Origin of the sequence: Streptomyces sp. NPDC050743, assembly GCF_044456925.1 — a bacterium.
Taxonomy (GTDB): domain Bacteria; phylum Actinomycetota; class Actinomycetes; order Streptomycetales; family Streptomycetaceae; genus Streptomyces.
This window is the reverse complement of sequence record NZ_JBITGJ010000137.1, coordinates 1-15,472: the sequence shown is the minus strand read 5'-3', so window position 1 is coordinate 15,472 and position 15,472 is coordinate 1. Positions and strand designations below refer to the sequence as shown.

Here is a 15,472-nt window from a genome sequence, read left to right as displayed (position 1 = left end):
ATCGCCCTGACGGCGATCCGGCTATCCCTGCCCTGCTCCGCAGGAGTCCGATTCCTCCCCGGCCTGAAGGCCGGGGCATCCTCGGAGGAACCCGGCAAAAGTCGTCTGCGGGCCCGGCGCCACGCGGGTGGGCTGCGGCGAGGTCGGCTTGTCCCTCGCCGCAGCCCGGATTTGGCCCCTCCGACCGGCGTGGCAGAGCACGGCACGGCGAGTTCGCGCACCGCGACGGACAGGGGCCCTGCGCCGGCACCACCTCGCCCGGGAAACGAGAGGGCGGCGATGGGCGTGACCCGCCGCCGTCCGTCGGCCGGCCGAGGATGCGGGCCCCACTCCCACGTGCGACGCTGGCTGGGTGGATCACCGGTCGGCGTTCTTCCCTGACCCGACGCTCGGTATGGCCGCGCTGGACGGCGGCGGGCGAATCACGGCATGGGGCGGTGCAGCGTCCGCCATTCTGGGATACGACGCGGAGGCGGTGGTCGGCCGGAACGCGGCCGGGCTGCTGGCGAGCGACGGAGACCGCCCGGCGGTACTCGCCGCGGCCCGGCGGTGTCGCATGGGCGACAGCGTGCGGGACACGCTCGCCCTACGGCACCATGACGGCCACCGGGTGGAGCTCATGGCGCGGGCGTGGCCGGTGGTGGCCGGCGCAGGGGAGACGCACTGGCACACGTTCTTCATCGAGGTCGCGAAGGTGCGCCGCTGGGACACCGACCGGGCGGTGATCGAGGGGCTCTTCGTCCAGGCCCCGATCGGGCTCGCCGTGCTGGACACCCGGTTGCGGTTCGTCCGAGTCAACGACGCGCTCGAACGCATCCACGGCCTCCCCCGGGACACGGCGCTGGGACAGCGCGTCAGCGCCCTGTTCCCCGGTCCCGAGGCCGACCGGATGGAGAACAGACTGCGCCAGGTACTGGAGACCGGGGAACCCATGACCACGGAGCACCGGAACTGGACGGCCGCGGCCGGCGAACGGCACCAGGGGTGGAGCATCATCTCGTTCCGGCTCGTCGACCCGTGCGGCACGGTCCTCGGGGTGGCCTCGGCCATCATCGACGTCACCGAGCGCAATCGGGCCAGGGACCGGCTGACGCTGCTCAACGAGGCCGGTGAGCACGTCGGCACCACCCTCGATGTCACCTGCACCGCCGCCGAACTCGCCGAGGTGGCCGTCCCCCGCCTCGCCGACTACATCGCCGTCGACCTGCTGCGGGGCATCGCCTTGGGCGAGGAGTCCGGACCGGGCCCCGTCGGCGGTGGCGCCGTGCTGCGCCGCGCCGCCGTCCGCTCGGTCCAGGCAGGGGCTCCGGAGGCCAGCTACCCGGTGGGCGAACTGATCACCTTCCACCCCGCCACGCCCCAGGCGCGCGCGATGGCCACCGGGAAGCCCGTGCTCCTGACCACGCTCGAGGACTCCGAGGAGTGGCTGGCCCACGACCGCCACCGGGCCGCGAAGATGATCGAGGCGGGAATCCATTCGGTGATCGTCATCCCGCTGCGCGCGCGGGACGTCACGCTCGGCGTCGCCCACTTCTACCGGTGGCAGCGCCCTGAGCCCTTCGAGGCCGACGACCTCACCGTCGCCGAGGAGGTCGTCGCCCGCGCCGCCGTGTGCGTGGACAACGCCCGCCGCTTCACCCGCGAACGCCACGCTGCCCTCACCCTCCAGCACAGCCTGCTCCGGGTCACCACACCCGAGCACAGCGCGGCGACCACCGCCTGCCGCCACCTGCCCGCCGCCGGACCCACCGGGGTCGGCGGCGACTGGTTCGACATCATCCCGCTCTCGGGGGCCCGGCTCGGCCTCATCGTCGGCGATGTCCCCGGCCGCGGCATCCACGCCGTCGCCGACGCGGCCCGCCTGCGTACGGCGGTCCGCGCCCTGACCCAGCAGGACCCGGCCCCCGACGAACTGCTCGCCCAGCTCGACGACATCGTCGCCCAAGCCGCCGAGGCCGCCGAATACCACCCCGAGGCGCCGACGGCGGGCATCGGCACCACCTGCCTGTACGCCGTCTACGACCCCGTGGCCCGCCGCTGCGCCCTGGCCTGCGCGGCACACCTGCCCCCAGTGGTCGTCCAGCCGTCCGGCGTCCCGCTCTTTCCCGAGTTGCGTCCAGGACCGCCGCTCGGCCTCGGCGGCATGCCGTTCGAGACCACCGACATCGACCTCCCCGAGGGCAGCACGCTCGCCCTGTACACCAACGGCCTGCTCCACGGCGAGCGCGGCCACCGCGACATCGGCACGGTCCTGCACACCCTGCGCCGAACCCTCACGCACCCCGACGGCAGCCTGGACCAGGCCTGTGAAGCCGTTCTCGACGCCCTGCTGCCCTCCCGCACACCGGACGACGACGCCATCCTGCTCCTCGCCCGCACCAACGCCCTCGGTCCGGACCGGGTCGCCACGTGGGATCTCCCCCTCGACCCGGCCATCGTCGGCCAAGTCCGCTCGCTGACCGGCAGTCAGCTCGCCGCCTGGCAACTGGACGAGCTCGCCTTCACCACCGAACTCATCGTGAGCGAACTGGTCACCAACGCCATCCGCTACGCCCGCGCCCCCATCCAACTGCGCCTCATCCGTGCGACGTCGCTCATCTGCGAGGTGTCCGACGCCAGCAGCACCTCGCCGCACATGCGCCAGGCGGCCGAGACCGACGAGGCCGGGCGCGGACTGTTCATGATCGCCCAGATGGCCGACCGCTGGGGAACCCGCTACTCGCTCACCGGCAAGACGATCTGGGCGGAGTGCGCCACCCCGTCATCCGCCACCGTCGAATGACTCCCGCCTGCTCAACACCGTGGGCTGTGTGGTGAGTTCGCGAAGTCGCCTGTAGCAGCAGAGGGCTGCCTCCAGACCGAGCAAGGCGAGATGGTTGTCCTCCGCCGCCGAACGCGCCGCCCACGTCCGCGCCCGTCCCGTCGCCCACCCCGCCGACATGATCGAGTACGCACGCCTGCTCAAGGCCGGGGTCCGGGGCCGCCTGCATGAGGCCGTGCTGCACCGGTCGGCGGTGTTTCAGCCGCCAACGTCCACGACAGCGAAGCGCTGAAGCCGACGGTGGCCGGTCACGAAGCGAAACACGCCTCCCTGCGTGCCGCACTTCAAGCCCCAACGCCTCCATGCCGACAAGGCCTGAGAGCCTGTCGGGTGGCCGGTTGATTACGCTGCGATGAGGTCCTCGGCGGTCTTGGCTCGGGCGGTATTGCGGCGGGATTCATGGCTCCACCGCGATGGCTGTCCGGCGAGCCGGACGAGCATGAGGCGGATCATCGCTACTTTGATCACGGCCTCGGAGGTCGCGGTCAGCCGTTCGTAGTCGCGGGCCAGCCGACGGTTTCGGACCAGCCAGCCGAAACTTCGCTCCACCACCCAGCGGCGGGGCAGGACCTTGAAGCCCTTGACGTCGTCGGTCCGCTTCACGATCTCGACGACGATGTTCAGCGCGTCGCGAGCCCATGAAAGCAGCGTGGAATCAACAGAGTTGGCGTATCCGCCGTCGGCCCACACCAGGCTGATCGTGCGGAAGCCGGAGGCGAGCCGGGCCAGGACGGCGCGGCCTCCGGCACGGTCCTGCACGGACGCGGAGGTGACGACGACGACCAACAGAAGGCCCATCGTGTCAACGATCATGTGTCTCTTCCGCCCCGTCGTTCGCTTGCCCGCATCGAATCCGCGCGCCTCGCCGCCCTCGCTGGTCTTGATCGACTGGGCGTCGATCACGGCGGCCGACGGCTCGGGATCGCGTCCAGCCGCGCCGCGTGTCTGACGGCGCAGCTCGTCGTGGATGCGGTCCCAGGTGCCGTCCCAGCGCCACTTGGTGAACCAGCGGTGGGCCGCGTCCCAGGGCATCAGGTCACGCGGGAGCATCCGCCACTGGCAGCCCGAGCGCAGCACGTAGAAGACCGAGTCGAGCACCAACCGGTCTCCGTACTTGCGCACCCCGCCGCCTTTTCGCGGGTCACGCACGGGAAGGAGGGGCTGGATGATCTCCCACATCTCATCGGTCAGGCTGGATGGATAGCACGGGCCGCTGGCGGTCTCGGAATTGTCGCACTGGCACACACCACGTGATCATTCCGGGGCCGTCGCCATGCCCGGAGGGCAGATCGCGACCGTCACGCATCACGCATGATCAGCCACCCGACAGGCTCTTAGCGCGAGCCGTCAGTTACGCCGTCCGCAGCCTTCCATCCAAGCCGCCGGTCTCCGTCCTCGCCGGACTCGTCGCCCGCACTGTCTACCGGATGATCACAGGTGGGCCGAGGGCCCGCCCTTCCTTCAGGAGGGCGGGCCCCGTGGGCGTGCCGGGTTGCGGCGTTAGCTGCAGGTCCGGTAGTCGTAACCAGCGGCCCGCTTGACGCCACCTTCGTCCCAGAACTGGTAGTTCCCGTTGGTGTCGCGAACCATCAGGAAGTTCCTGACGGCACCGTTGTATATCAAGGTCAGGGACTGGCCGGAGGCAGTACTACCCGAGTAGAAGTCGACCTGCGCGTTCGCCTTGGTCCAGGTATTCTTGCCAGCGCTTCCGTCGGCAAACAACCCGTGGTCCGCTTGCCAGCTCGCGGTCGCGGCCTTGGTCTGGCTTCCGAAGATGCCGTCGTTGGGACCGACAAGCTCGCCATCCGCCCACAGGACCCTCTGCCACAGGCAGGTGGCGTTGGAGTACTTGTTCGTGTTGTAGTCCACGACGCCCTCGTCGCCCCAGTCGTCGCGCCAGTCGCCGGCGCCGTAGACGTAGGCGCGGCCGCTGTAGGTCCCGGAGGCCGAGGCCGGTGAAGCGCTGACTGCGAGGACAGCGGCGCTCAGAGCACCGACGGCGCACGCGGCCAGCTTGGCTTTCTTCGTGTGCAGGTTCATAAATCACCTTGGGTTTCGGGCTCCCCCGGAGCCGAGTGCACGTCAGACAGCCCTCGCAGCTTGGTTGTTGACGCTGCTTTAAGTCAATATTCCGCAGGGCGCAGGTTGTCATGGCGGGACCTTGCCGGTCGGCACGTAACTGTTCAGCAGGGGTGACGGTGTGGCAGCTGGGTCAGGCTGCTGCGGTGGGGGCTTCCGGTGTGAGGGCAGGGGTAAGCCATGCGCCGGTGGTGAACAGTTCGGTGAGGGCGTCGAGTTTGTCGCGGCCCCATTTGCCGGCGGTGGACAGGTAGGACTGGACGATGGCGAAGTCGGCCAGGCCGTGAGGGTGGGCTGGAGCGTGGTGAGGTATCGGCGGATGCCGTCGCACCCGCGGGGCTCGCCTTCGCGGCGGCCCTGCTCACGCATGACCTTCACCCAGGTGCCCACCTCGCTCGCGACCGGCTCCGGCAGGGCGGCGAGCGCCGTTTCGATCCACGTCATATCCGCGTCCCGGTGCAGGTCGGGGTCCTCCACGAGCAGGCCGCGGGCGCGCGGGACAATGATGCGGGGTTTGGCCTGCCCGCCTGCGGCCGCAACCAGACGCGGCCGCAGGCGACGGGCTCGGAAGGGCGCGTCAGGAAGCGGGCTTACGTCGAGGTTGTCTCGCGTTCCCCTGCGCGGCCAGCCAGTCACGCGCATGCTCGCGGGACTCTCGGCGCCTCGGGTGAGTGGGTGCGTCGTCTGTCGGCGGTGCAAGGGAGGTTGTCCGAGACCGGATCGGTCCTGGACACGGGTCCTCGTCAGCAGGTAGAGCTCCAGGAGATGCGGATGGCGTCCACGATGCGGTTCGGATAGTCATCATCGAAGTTCTTGCTGCCGCCTGGAAGCACGCAGTACACCGTGCCGTCCGTCATGTGCATGTAGGCCACGTCGTCGTGGCGGGTGTTCAGCACGAACGCGGCGCCCTTGGCGCCGGAGAGCCACTGCCAGCCACTGGTGACGACCTGGAACTTGCCGATGATGTGCGTGCCGGGGCTCTCCAAGGCGGAGCTGTCGTAGAAGCACACGTAGGGGTATGGGCAGGTCTCCGCGGCCGATGCCGGGGAGGCCAGCGTTACTGTGCCGGTGACTGCCAGCGCTGCCGCCCCGAGGGGGGCCGCGACCTTGGTGGCAAGTCTCATAGAGGAACTCCCTGCCGTAGAAGCGCTCTTCGGACGCGTACCAGGATCGCCACCTAGGGGCCACCCGGCAAGGACTTTGGCGGTGGGGTTCCGCGCCATGCGGTGCGTCACCCCTCCAACATGTTTTGGAGCGCTTGGAGCCCGAAGCCCAACGTCTTTGTTGGGACCGCTGCGTGGTCGGCCCTTGCCGGGGGTTGCAGTCCCGACACACGGCGGTTCTTCTGACCAGCTCACCCTCGACGCCTCGACGCCTCGACGCCACTTCGTCAGCAGGATCGCCCGCATTTCGTCGCTTCCCCAGGTACTTCGAGGGGGGGCCGGGCTGTTGGTCACGGTGCGGGGAAGGCCAGCCGCACGCCGTGCTGCTTCTCGGCGAGGCGGAGCATTGGTACGAGCGTCCTGCGTAAATCGCGGATGTCGTCCGCGTGGTCGGCGCAGAAGCGGGCCCGCAGGCGCAGGCGGGCAGGTTCGCGCACTGCTTCGACCGGGCGCATGCAGGTGGCGTAGGCGCGGCCCATCTCGGCTTCGATGTACGGCAGGTCGGCGGCAGAGGCAGTCTGCCCGCGGGCGTCGCCGAGCCTCATGAAGTCCTGCTCGTCACGGACCTGGAAGCCGTGTCGGGAGAGGCAGTCGGGCAGGGCCCCCAGAGCGCGGACCGTCGCGGGGCCGCGGCGCAGGTCGGCGAGTTCGGTGAACCACGCTCGCTGGAGCGGACCGTAGCTGTCGCGCAGGGCGGACAGTGCGGCCGTGCCTTCGTCCTGACAGCGGCCTATCGCGGCCTTGCTGCCGCTACGGGTCGATTCGGGGCCGGCCGCGGAAGTGGGGACCGCCGCGCTCTCGCTCAGGCCGTGGCGTGCGATGAAGTCCAGATCCGGGAGTTCGAAGAACCGGATGAACGCGACCGGAATCTGCTCAGGGAGTCCGATTCCGACTTTGCGCGCGCACGAGGCCGCAGTGGCGCGCGCCACCTGCTGCCCGAAGACGTCTAGGCCCTGGGTCCACCGGGTCTCTGCTCCGGTCGCTGGGAGGACCATGCGCACGGGGTCGTTCGGCAGGGTGTAGCTGAGGTGGGCGGGCGTGATGGGTGCGGACGATGTGTTGTCTGAACGGTCGGGGTCGGCCGAGCACGCGGTGACGAGCAGGGCGGCGGCCGCCACGGTCGCGCCTCGGGTCAGGAACCGGCGCCGAATCGCCAGACGGGTCATCCGGACCGCTCCTCTTCTGTGCGGAGGTTGGGGGTGCCGCCGCGGACGACGGCACCCCCGGGTGACAGGAGTGGCACTAGTGAGTGATCTTGACGGTGTCGCCGCCTGCCCAATAGCTCGCGATCGTGAACTTGGTGCCGCCGGCAACGTCGGTGCACGGCAAGTACTTGTCGACGGGGTACGAGCCGTCAAAGATCCCGATGTAACCTGCGCTGCAGGTCTGCCAGTACCCGCCGGAGGAGTGCCAGAGGCGGCCGGCGTAGTTGTCGTCGCCCCAACCCTCCTTGTCGTGGGCGTAGACGAGGTTGAGGTCCCTGCAGCTGCTGGTGGACGACTTGTAGGCGGTGGAGCCCACGCCCTCCCTCTCCCCGGTGGTCAGCGTCGTCGTCACACACGACTGTGCCGCCGCCGATGCCGAAGGCGCCAGCACCACACACGTCGCGGCGGAGGCCAGCGCGAGGGCGCTGGCGAGGATAGCTCTGTTCATGGATCCCCCTTGCACGCATGGTTCGGACGGGCACGGCCGTGCCCGTATCCGTCTCATTTGCTTCGCCGGAGAATTTCAGATCAGGCCACACCCCTAACATGACGAATCGCGCCAGATCCTGTACCGCGGTTCCGCAGTTGAGTGGGTGCTCTGGTCCACGAATCGGGGCTCTGGCCTGGGGGTATGCGTGATGGCACGCCGAACGGGCGTGTGCCTAGGTGCCGGCGTTCCTGCTGGTCAGCGCGCTTCGCCGGTCAAGTGGGCTGGAACGGCGGGAAGTTGCAGCCACCACGCTACTGAATGCCCACCGCCTGAAGGAGCGCCTCGATGGTTTCGGATCATGGTCTGCATGATCCAGAACGCAGCTGTTTGTCCGGCTGGGGATGCTGGCATTGTTTGCCCGTCGGGACCGGCGGGCAAGCCGCTGACCTGCGCGTGTTTCCAGGACCAGACACACGCCGACACAGCCGGCGGAAGTGTATTGCAGCAGGTCAGCCAGCCCTTTTCGTGGACTAGAGCGCCGCACAGCTGCGGAACCCCAGCTGTAGGCGGTGGCTGAATCTCGACCGTTTTCGAGAGATCCGACGTGGTCACGCCGAGGGAGAGCGCCCGCAGGGTGATCACGCCTCCAGGCCCAAGAAGGCCGCCCGCACGCCGTCGAGATCTGGGACGCCGCCAGCAACGCCTCTGACCTTCCACGCTGCTTTCATGGGCTCGCGACGCGCTGAACATCGTCGTCGAGATCGTGAAGCGGACCGACGACGTCAAGGGCTTCAAGGTCCTGCCCCGCCGCTGGGTGGTGGAGCGAAGTTTCGGCTGGCTGGTCCGAAACCGTCGGCTGGCCCGCGACTACGAACGGCTGACCGCGACCTCCGAGGCCGTGATCAAAGTAGCGATGATCCGCCTCATGCTCGTCCGGCTCGCCGGACACCCATCGCGGTGGAGCCATGAATCCCGCCGCAATACCGCCCGAGCCAAGACCGCCGAGGACCTCATCGCAGCGTAATCAACCGGCCACCCGACAGGCTCTGAGACGTTCCTCACCTGTGTAAGGCCCAGGACGTTCCCTTGCGCTGCGGGAACAGCCGATCCCTCAAGCACTGTTGCACCAGCCGTGGGACCGGCGCCGCGCGGGTGGGGAACAGAGAGATTGAGAGACTGTCCGCCCCGAGGTGATCCGGGACCCCGGGTCCGCGGTATGCCCGGTCACCCGATATCGGGGCGACCCGCTATATGCCTGCCGCAGACTCGGACCGAGGCCTTTTCACACAGGAGGACTGTTTCATGAATGACCGGCCCTTGACGCTCATGGCTGTGCACGCCCACCCCGACGATGAGGCCACTGGAACGGGAGGTGTCCTCGCACGGTACGCGGCGGAGGGCATCCGCACGGTCCTCGTGACGTGCACCGACGGCGGTTGCGGTGACGGACCGGGGGGTGTCAAGCCGGGCGATCCCGGGCACGATCCGGCAGCCGTCGCCCTGATGCGGCGTCAAGAGCTCGAGGCGAGCTGCAACATCCTGAAGGTCAGTCATCTGGAGACGCTGGGCTACGCCGACTCCGGGATGATGGGCTGGCCGGCCAACGACGCGCCTGGGTCCTTCTGGCAGACCCCCGTGGAGGAGGGCGCTGCCCGACTCGCGGAACTCTTGCGCCGCTACGAACCCGATGTGGTCGTCACCTACGACGAGAACGGCTTCTACGGCCACCCCGACCACATCCAGGCGAACCGCATCACGATGGCGGCGCTGGCGATGACCGCGCAGACGCCGAAGGTGTACTGGACGACGGCGCCTCGATCGATGATGCAGCGGTTCGGGGAGGCCATGCGCGAGTTCGGTGCGGACTGGCAGGAGCCGGATCCCGCCGAGGCCGCCGCGTTGGCCGAGATCGGACTCCCCGACGAGGACATCACCACCTGGGTGGACACCACCGAGTTCGGCGGTCAGAAGTTCGATGCGCTGGCCGCGCACGCCAGCCAGGGCGAGAACATCTTCTTCCTCAAGATGGGGCAGAAAAGGTTCACCGAATTGATGGGCGTCGAGACCTTCGTACGTGTCCAGGACACCACCGGCGCGGCCGTGCCCGAAAACGACCTCTTCGCCGGCCTGCGCTGATCCACCCGCCTTCCCGGGCGCGGCGCCGTTGGGGGACTTCGTACCCGAGGGGATCCGAGCCGACCGTCTCGTTGTGCCAATACAGGCGGGGCCGCCGAAGCAGGGAAGGTGCGGGGCGATGGCCGTCGGGGGTGATCCGCAACCTCCGTGTTGGCGGTAGAGCGCTCTGGTGTCCCCCGCCTGCTGGTGAAGCTGGGCCAGCGGGCGGGGAGCGGCAGGTCGTGGGCCTGGTACAGGCGAGCGGCACGCACGAGGACGGCGAATGGGGCCAGGACGCAGAACACGCAGGACGGGCTTTTCCGAACCACCTGTTGTTACTGCGGTAGTTCACCTGGTTCCCGTTGGGCGGCTGCGGTGAGCTGGTCGGCGAGGTTCTTGAGGGCCTGTCGTAGTTCGTCGGGGTGGTGGATGGTGAAGGGCCATTCCAGGGAGGCGAGCAGGTGTGCCATGCCGTCCAGCCGTTCCGCTCGTGCGCGCATGAGGACGCCGGCGGGCTGGGCGGTGAGGGTGACGGCTGAGCGGGGCAGCCGGCGGGCGATCTCATCGAGGGGGCCATGGATCGTCACCTCGACCCGCCAGCGGTAGGGCCCCTGTGCCAGGGTCGAGGTCAGGTGGGCTACGGGGTCGAAGCCGTCGGGGGCCGTGAAGTGGCGGCCGTTGGCGGTGACGGAGGCGATGCGGTCGATGCGGAAGGTCCGCAGACTGTCGCGGAGGTGGTCGTGGCCGACGACGTACCAGCGGCCGGTGTGGAAGACCACGCCGTAGGGGTCGATGTCGCGTTCAGTGTGCTCCTGGCGCCAGGACCGGTGGCTGATGCCGACGGTCTCGCGGGCGCGAGAGGCCTGGGCCAGGCCCAGCAGGACGCCGGTGCCGGGTGCCTGTCCGGCCACGGCGTTGGCGGTGAACGAGAGAGTCTCCCGCATGGCGGCGAGCGGTTCGCGCAGGGCGTTCGGGAGCACCCGCTCGATCTTGGCCAGGGCACCGGCACTGGCCGGTGCGGCGGTGCCCATGCCCAGACGTTCCGCGGCGAGTAGGCCCAGGACGACGGCGAGAGCCTCGTCGTTGGTGAGGACCAGGGGTGGCATCCGGTAGCCGCGGGCCAGTCGGTAGCCGCCGTAGCGGCCGCGTTCGGCCTCCACGGGAATGCCCAGTTCCCGCAGGTGGGCGGTGTAGCGGCGCACGGTGCGGACGTCGGTGTCCAGGCGGTCTGCCAGCTCCGCCCCGGTGAGCCGGCTGTGTGACTGCAGGAGTTCCAGCAGGGTCAGCACACGCGTCAGGGGATGCGACATGGATCTCTCGGCATTTCAGGGCGGAATGTGTCCTGTATTGACTCTACGCTCCCGGCAGCACCTCACTCATGGGAGATCACATGGCCACCTTTGTACTCGTTCCCGGCGCCTGGCTCGGGGCATGGGCCTGGGAAGACACCGTCCGCGCGCTGCGGGAGCGCGGCCACACCGCGCTGCCGCTGACACTGACCGGCCTGGCCGAGAAGGCCGAACAGGGCGGGCCACAGACGGATCTGGACGCGCACATCGCGGATATCACCGAATTCGTCGAGCGGAACGATCTGCGCGACGTCACGTTGGTCGCCCACAGCTACGCGGCTGCCCCGGTGACCGGGGCGGCCGGACGTCTCGGCAACCGGCTGGAGCGCGTGATCTACGTGGACAGCGCCCCGTTCGCCGCGGGCATGCGCATGCTCGACCTCATGCCACCCGAGGCAGCGGACCAGCTGCGCCACCAGGTCTCCGCTTCCGACGACGGGTGGCGGCTGCCGATGCCGCCCTTGGAGGTCCTGGGCTTGTCCAGCAGCCTCAACGGGCTCGACGAGGGCCGACTGGACCTTCTGCGTGCGCGTGCCACCCCTCAGCCGTTCGGCACCTACACCCAGCGGCTCGCCGGCTCGACCGAGCTCGGGCCCGGTGTGGACCGGGTCTTGATCGCCTGCCATGACTTCACCAGCCTGCTGGACGCCGGGGTGCCGATGCTGGCCTTCCTGAGCCAGCCGCCGTGGCGGCGCTTCGACCTGGCCACCGGGCACTGGCCGATGTTGTCGGCACCCACCGAACTTGCCGGGATCCTTGATACGGCCGTCTCCTGACCGCGATGATCACTAGGGGCACGTCCCGATGTCAGAGTGATGCTGGGCGCCGGGAACCGTGGCGGCTCGGTGTGTGGGCGGGGGCGGGTGGAGAGATGGCGACAGCGGAGCTTCGGGGTGCCGTGGAGGTGCCGGCGCGATTGGAGTGGGAGCCTCGGTCAGTCGATGCCTTCGACGACGCGGAAGTCGCGCTCGACGCCGTCGGAGAGGGCGACCAGCGCCTCCTGGTAGGCCGCACTCTCGCGCGCCGCGACGGCCTGCTCGAAGCTGTCGAACTCGACCAGGACGGTGCGCTCGGCGATTCCGGCGTCATGCGCCGCGACCCGACCGCCACGGACGAAGGTCCGACCGCCTGCGGCCTTGACGGCCGGACCGGCCAGCTTGTTGTAAGCAGCCAGCTTCTCAGGGTCTGAAATGGTGCGGTAGACGCTGACCCAGTAGCCCTTGGGCATGGCACCTCCAGTGTTGTAATAAGTGTATTCAGCTTACGAGTTGGTCTCGGACGAGCGTCGGCGGGCGAGGGCGAGGCCTGTCAGCGTCGTGATCGCCATGGCGCCGATGCCGACCAGCGCCGCGGTGGTGTAGGCGGCGTCGTCGGGGAAGAGGTGGCCGGGGCCGGTGCCCGCGGCGAGGATCAGGCCGCCGACGGCGCTGCCCAGGGAGTACCCGACGCTGCGGACGACGTAGTTGAAGCTCATGGCGCTCGACGTCTCGCTCCTGTGGGTGACGGCCAGGATGACGCCGGGCATCGCGGCCGAGAAGCCGCCGACGCCGAAGCCGAGCACGCCCATCGCCGCGAACAGTTCGGCCAGGTCCGACCGGGCCGCCGCGAACAGGGCGAACCCGCCGCCGACCACGACGGCGCTGCCGGCCAGGAGCAGGGGGTCGGCGATCCACGTCCGGACCCGCGGCGTGAGCTTGCCGGCGACGAACCCCAGCACCGAGAACGGGATGAGGACCAGCCCGGCGACGAAGGTCGTCAGCCCGAAGCCGTAGCCGGCGCCGTGCGGCGTCTGCGCGTACCGGGTGATGAGCGTGAGCAGGAGGTACATGCCGATCCCGCCGACGAACATGGCGAGGTTCGCCCCGGCGACCGCCGGGTGCCGCACCGCCCGCACATCGACCAGGGGCGTCGTGCTGCGCAGCTCGATGACGGCCCAGACGCAGAGCAGCACCACCGCGACGACGGCGAGGCCCGCCGCCACGGCGAGGTGCCGGCTCCACAGATTCCGTTCGCCGGCGAGGAACAGCACCAGGACCAGCGCAGCGGCCAGGACGACCGCGCCTGCCACATCCACGTGGGCGGAGCGGCCTTCGGGGGCTTCGGGCATGGAGCGCCACGCGGTCAGGAGGGCGGCGGCGGTGACGACCAGGCCGAGGCCGTAGGCGGCCCGTACCCCGCCGAGCTCGGCGAGCAGTGCGGCCAGCGGGTAGCCGACGCCGGCCCCGATGATCGAGACCACCGAGATCAGGGCGATCACGGCCGCGCTGCGCTCCTCGGGGAGGTGGTCCCGGGCCACGCCCATCATCAGCGCCGTCAGCCCGAGCCCGACGCCCTGGGCCGCCCTGCCGGCCAGCAGCCACGCGAACGGCAGCGGCAGCACGGTGAGCGCGCTGCCGGCGACGACGACCGCCAGCGTGGCGAGGATCGTGGCCCGCCGGTGCGGGCCGGCTCCGAGCCGGCCCAGGACCGGCGTGGCGACGGCGCCGCTGAGCAGCGCGACGGTCAGCGTCCACTGCGCGCTGCCGAGCGAGACGTGGAACGAGGTCGCCACACTGGTGATGAGCGGCGTCCCGAGGCTGGCGACCGCCGCCACGACCAGAGCGATGAACATCAGGGCGGGGACCAGCAGCCGCGCCTCGGAACGCGCCACCGGGAACGCCTTCACCGCGACCCCGCCGACCGGCTGCCCGGTCACTGCTTCGGCCCTTCGCGGTCCTGGCTTTCGAGCTCTGCCAGATGCTTCAGCGCCGGAAGGGCCGCCACCAGCGCCTCGACCTCGTCGCCGGTGAGCTCGCCGATCAACCGCTCGAACGCGTGGACGCCCGCCTGACGCCGCGTCCGGACATAGGAGGCGCCGGCCTCGGTCAGGCACACCAGCGTGACCCGCTTGTCGGACGCGTCGCCCCGCCGCTCGACCAGGCCGGACTCCTCCATCACCCGGACCAGGGCGGTCATCGCGGGCTGGGTGACGCCCTCGACCGCGGCCAGATCGGTGATGCGCCGCGGGCCGGTCCGGTCCAGGGTGGCCAGGGTGGCGGCGGACGTCAGGCTCATGTCCCGGGGCAGGCGTCTCGCGGCCCTGGTGGCCAGGCCGTAGAGGGCTGCCCCGATGGCGGCGGACTCGCCAGGAGCGGTGTCTTGACGACTCACGCTCGAAGCATAACATTTTTATATTCATAGTTTATGGAAACGGCCGCCTCCCGCACGATGGCCACCAGCCGCTGATAGTCCTGCGGCAGTACGTCGGGGTCGATACCGGCGGCGCGGGCCGGGATCAGCAGCACCGACCGGCCGCCCACCTGGACCTCCGGCGCCGGCGGCGCGAGCGACAGGTACTCCCCGAAGCCCTGCTCGCTGATCCGCTGCACGACCCGCCCGGCCACCACCAGCTCATCACGCTCGACCCGCACCTCGGCCAGCTGCGTGACCAGCTCCTCTTCCAGCAGGTCCAGCTCGGCACGTCGCGTGGCGATCCGCTCCAGCATCCCCTCATCCGTCATGACACTCCAGCGCAGGAACCGCACCGGCCACCACGAGCCGGAACAGCCCACGAACCACCCTGACGAACGATCTACACCCAAGACACCCGCACACGACCAGCACGAGGGCATGACCGAGCTGCGTCGGTTCCAGGCTGACCCGTTTCGGGAGACCCTCGGCGTGGAGTTCGGCATGGGACGTGCGGAGCCTGCCGTGTACGCCTACTTCGTCCACGGCCGGTTGTTCTGCGTCGCGCTCGACCCGGTCCACGGACCCCAGGTGAAGCTCTGGAGACGGGAGTTGACCGCCTGCGTCCCCGCCGATCTGGAGGGGTTCCTCTTGCACACTCACCGGTGTGAGGTGCTCGATGTGTCCTACGGTCCGCGGGGGAACCCCGGAGTCAATGGGCTCGGTCTGGTGACGCGGGTGCAGGAGGTCGCCGGCGGCGCGGTGACCCGGCCGGTCATGGTGGGCCGGACCTGGACCGACCGGTGCACCGACGACTGGGAAGGCGCGATCCCGGAGTGCGAATGGGTGGGCCGCCAGTGGCCCCATCCAGGCGGAACACAAACCTGGCCCCCGCCCGGCCACAAGACGCCCTGGGGCGCCTGGCAGCCTCCCTTCTAGCCTCGTCCCTTCCTGCAGCGAGTTTCCGGCGCATGCGGCGTTCCCTGGAGTCCGACCCGCAATTCCTTGAAGGCTCCCCTCCCTGAAGGGAGGGGATGCGTCGCCCTTCAGGGCTGAGCGGGGATTTACGGCTCAGTAGTCCAGGCCGCTGCGCTGGCCGCCGTGGAGGCGGGAAAATGTGGGCGCGCTCCGTCCGGGACGCC

General features: G+C 69.6%; 15 protein-coding genes and 1 pseudogene. 6 read left to right on the top strand and 10 right to left on the bottom strand.

Features of this window, described 5'->3' with window-relative positions; all coding sequences use genetic code 11:
- Window positions 1–352: 352 nt before the first annotated feature.
- Entirely contained in the window at window positions 353–2,782 is a 2,430-nt protein-coding gene (locus ACIBJF_RS47310) for a SpoIIE family protein phosphatase (protein ID WP_399183923.1), read from the top strand.
- 94 nt (window positions 2,783–2,876) lie between these two features.
- Complete coding sequence (locus tag ACIBJF_RS47305) at window positions 2,877–3,053, top strand: hypothetical protein (RefSeq protein WP_399183921.1); 177 nt, start codon at window positions 2,877–2,879, stop codon at window positions 3,051–3,053.
- Between the two features lie 110 nt (window positions 3,054–3,163).
- On the opposite strand, the gene ACIBJF_RS47300 is transcribed toward ACIBJF_RS47305, so the two are convergent.
- The 5 genes from ACIBJF_RS47300 to ACIBJF_RS47280 all read right to left on the bottom strand — a co-directional run bounded on the left by ACIBJF_RS47300 (window position 3,164) and on the right by ACIBJF_RS47280 (window position 7,716).
- Window positions 3,164–4,066, bottom strand: coding sequence for an IS5 family transposase (locus ACIBJF_RS47300; RefSeq protein ID WP_399183919.1), 903 nt, complete (start codon window positions 4,064–4,066; stop codon window positions 3,164–3,166).
- Between the two features lie 255 nt (window positions 4,067–4,321).
- A complete protein-coding gene (locus ACIBJF_RS47295; RefSeq protein ID WP_399183917.1) occupies window positions 4,322–4,861 on the bottom strand; it encodes a peptidoglycan-binding protein in 540 nt (179 codons plus the stop codon).
- A gap of 782 nt (window positions 4,862–5,643) precedes the next feature.
- Window positions 5,644–6,024 (bottom strand): hypothetical protein, encoded by a 381-nt coding sequence (locus tag ACIBJF_RS47290; protein ID WP_399183915.1) that lies wholly within the window; start codon window positions 6,022–6,024, stop codon window positions 5,644–5,646.
- A gap of 329 nt (window positions 6,025–6,353) precedes the next feature.
- A complete protein-coding gene (locus ACIBJF_RS47285; RefSeq protein ID WP_399183913.1) occupies window positions 6,354–7,229 on the bottom strand; it encodes a hypothetical protein in 876 nt (291 codons plus the stop codon).
- A 76-nt stretch (window positions 7,230–7,305) separates the two neighbouring features.
- Entirely contained in the window at window positions 7,306–7,716 is a 411-nt protein-coding gene (locus tag ACIBJF_RS47280; protein WP_399183912.1) for a hypothetical protein, read from the bottom strand.
- Window positions 7,717–8,452: 736 nt separating this feature from the next.
- Between ACIBJF_RS47280 and ACIBJF_RS47275 the strand changes: the two are divergent.
- Window positions 8,453–8,722: pseudogene (locus ACIBJF_RS47275) on the top strand (transposase); the annotation flags it as partial.
- Window positions 8,723–9,000: 278 nt separating this feature from the next.
- The gene (locus ACIBJF_RS47270; RefSeq protein ID WP_399183910.1) at window positions 9,001–9,834 is read left to right on the top strand and encodes a PIG-L family deacetylase; all 834 of its coding nucleotides are present in this window, start codon (window positions 9,001–9,003) and stop codon (window positions 9,832–9,834) included.
- Between the two features lie 314 nt (window positions 9,835–10,148).
- Here the strand turns inward: ACIBJF_RS47270 and ACIBJF_RS47265 are convergent, their stop codons facing one another.
- A complete protein-coding gene (locus ACIBJF_RS47265; protein ID WP_399183909.1) occupies window positions 10,149–11,123 on the bottom strand; it encodes a helix-turn-helix transcriptional regulator in 975 nt (324 codons plus the stop codon).
- A gap of 80 nt (window positions 11,124–11,203) precedes the next feature.
- On the opposite strand from ACIBJF_RS47265, the gene ACIBJF_RS47260 reads away from it, so the two are divergent.
- Window positions 11,204–11,938, top strand: coding sequence for an alpha/beta fold hydrolase (locus tag ACIBJF_RS47260; RefSeq protein ID WP_399183907.1), 735 nt, complete (start codon window positions 11,204–11,206; stop codon window positions 11,936–11,938).
- A gap of 158 nt (window positions 11,939–12,096) precedes the next feature.
- On the opposite strand, the gene ACIBJF_RS47255 is transcribed toward ACIBJF_RS47260, so the two are convergent.
- From ACIBJF_RS47255 to ACIBJF_RS47240, 4 genes are all read right to left on the bottom strand, one after another.
- Window positions 12,097–12,390, bottom strand: coding sequence for a DUF1330 domain-containing protein (locus ACIBJF_RS47255; RefSeq protein ID WP_399183905.1), 294 nt, complete (start codon window positions 12,388–12,390; stop codon window positions 12,097–12,099).
- 33 nt (window positions 12,391–12,423) lie between these two features.
- The gene (locus ACIBJF_RS47250; protein ID WP_399183903.1) at window positions 12,424–13,857 is read right to left on the bottom strand and encodes an MFS transporter; all 1,434 of its coding nucleotides are present in this window, start codon (window positions 13,855–13,857) and stop codon (window positions 12,424–12,426) included.
- Window positions 13,854–14,216: a MarR family winged helix-turn-helix transcriptional regulator gene (locus ACIBJF_RS47245; RefSeq protein WP_014173936.1), complete on the bottom strand. Its 363-nt coding sequence runs from the start codon at window positions 14,214–14,216 to the stop codon at window positions 13,854–13,856. Before ACIBJF_RS47245 ends, ACIBJF_RS47250 begins: the two co-directional genes overlap by 4 nt.
- A gap of 92 nt (window positions 14,217–14,308) precedes the next feature.
- Complete coding sequence (locus ACIBJF_RS47240; protein ID WP_399183901.1) at window positions 14,309–14,662, bottom strand: hypothetical protein; 354 nt, start codon at window positions 14,660–14,662, stop codon at window positions 14,309–14,311.
- Between the two features lie 109 nt (window positions 14,663–14,771).
- Here ACIBJF_RS47240 and ACIBJF_RS47235 point away from each other — a divergent pair, with 109 nt between their 5' ends.
- Window positions 14,772–15,269, top strand: a complete 498-nt coding sequence (locus ACIBJF_RS47235) for a hypothetical protein (RefSeq protein ID WP_399183900.1) — start codon at window positions 14,772–14,774, stop codon at window positions 15,267–15,269.
- Window positions 15,270–15,472 lie beyond the last annotated feature (203 nt).

Bases quoted from the DNA above. Each gene is read 5' to 3' on its own strand.
- ACIBJF_RS47280 (WP_399183912.1), bottom strand. From the start codon at position 7,716: ATGAACAGAGCTATCCTCGCCAGCGCCCTCGCGCTGGCCTCCGCCGCG.
- ACIBJF_RS47245 (WP_014173936.1), bottom strand. From the start codon at position 14,216: ATGAGCCTGACGTCCGCCGCCACCCTGGCCACCCTGGACCGGACCGGC.
- ACIBJF_RS47285 (WP_399183913.1), bottom strand. From the start codon at position 7,229: ATGACCCGTCTGGCGATTCGGCGCCGGTTCCTGACCCGAGGCGCGACC.
- ACIBJF_RS47255 (WP_399183905.1), bottom strand. From the start codon at position 12,390: ATGCCCAAGGGCTACTGGGTCAGCGTCTACCGCACCATTTCAGACCCT.
- ACIBJF_RS47260 (WP_399183907.1), top strand. From the start codon at position 11,204: ATGGCCACCTTTGTACTCGTTCCCGGCGCCTGGCTCGGGGCATGGGCC.
- ACIBJF_RS47265 (WP_399183909.1), bottom strand. From the start codon at position 11,123: ATGTCGCATCCCCTGACGCGTGTGCTGACCCTGCTGGAACTCCTGCAG.
- ACIBJF_RS47295 (WP_399183917.1), bottom strand. From the start codon at position 4,861: ATGAACCTGCACACGAAGAAAGCCAAGCTGGCCGCGTGCGCCGTCGGT.
- ACIBJF_RS47240 (WP_399183901.1), bottom strand. From the start codon at position 14,662: ATGACGGATGAGGGGATGCTGGAGCGGATCGCCACGCGACGTGCCGAG.
- ACIBJF_RS47270 (WP_399183910.1), top strand. From the start codon at position 9,001: ATGAATGACCGGCCCTTGACGCTCATGGCTGTGCACGCCCACCCCGAC.
- ACIBJF_RS47290 (WP_399183915.1), bottom strand. From the start codon at position 6,024: ATGAGACTTGCCACCAAGGTCGCGGCCCCCCTCGGGGCGGCAGCGCTG.
- ACIBJF_RS47235 (WP_399183900.1), top strand. From the start codon at position 14,772: ATGACCGAGCTGCGTCGGTTCCAGGCTGACCCGTTTCGGGAGACCCTC.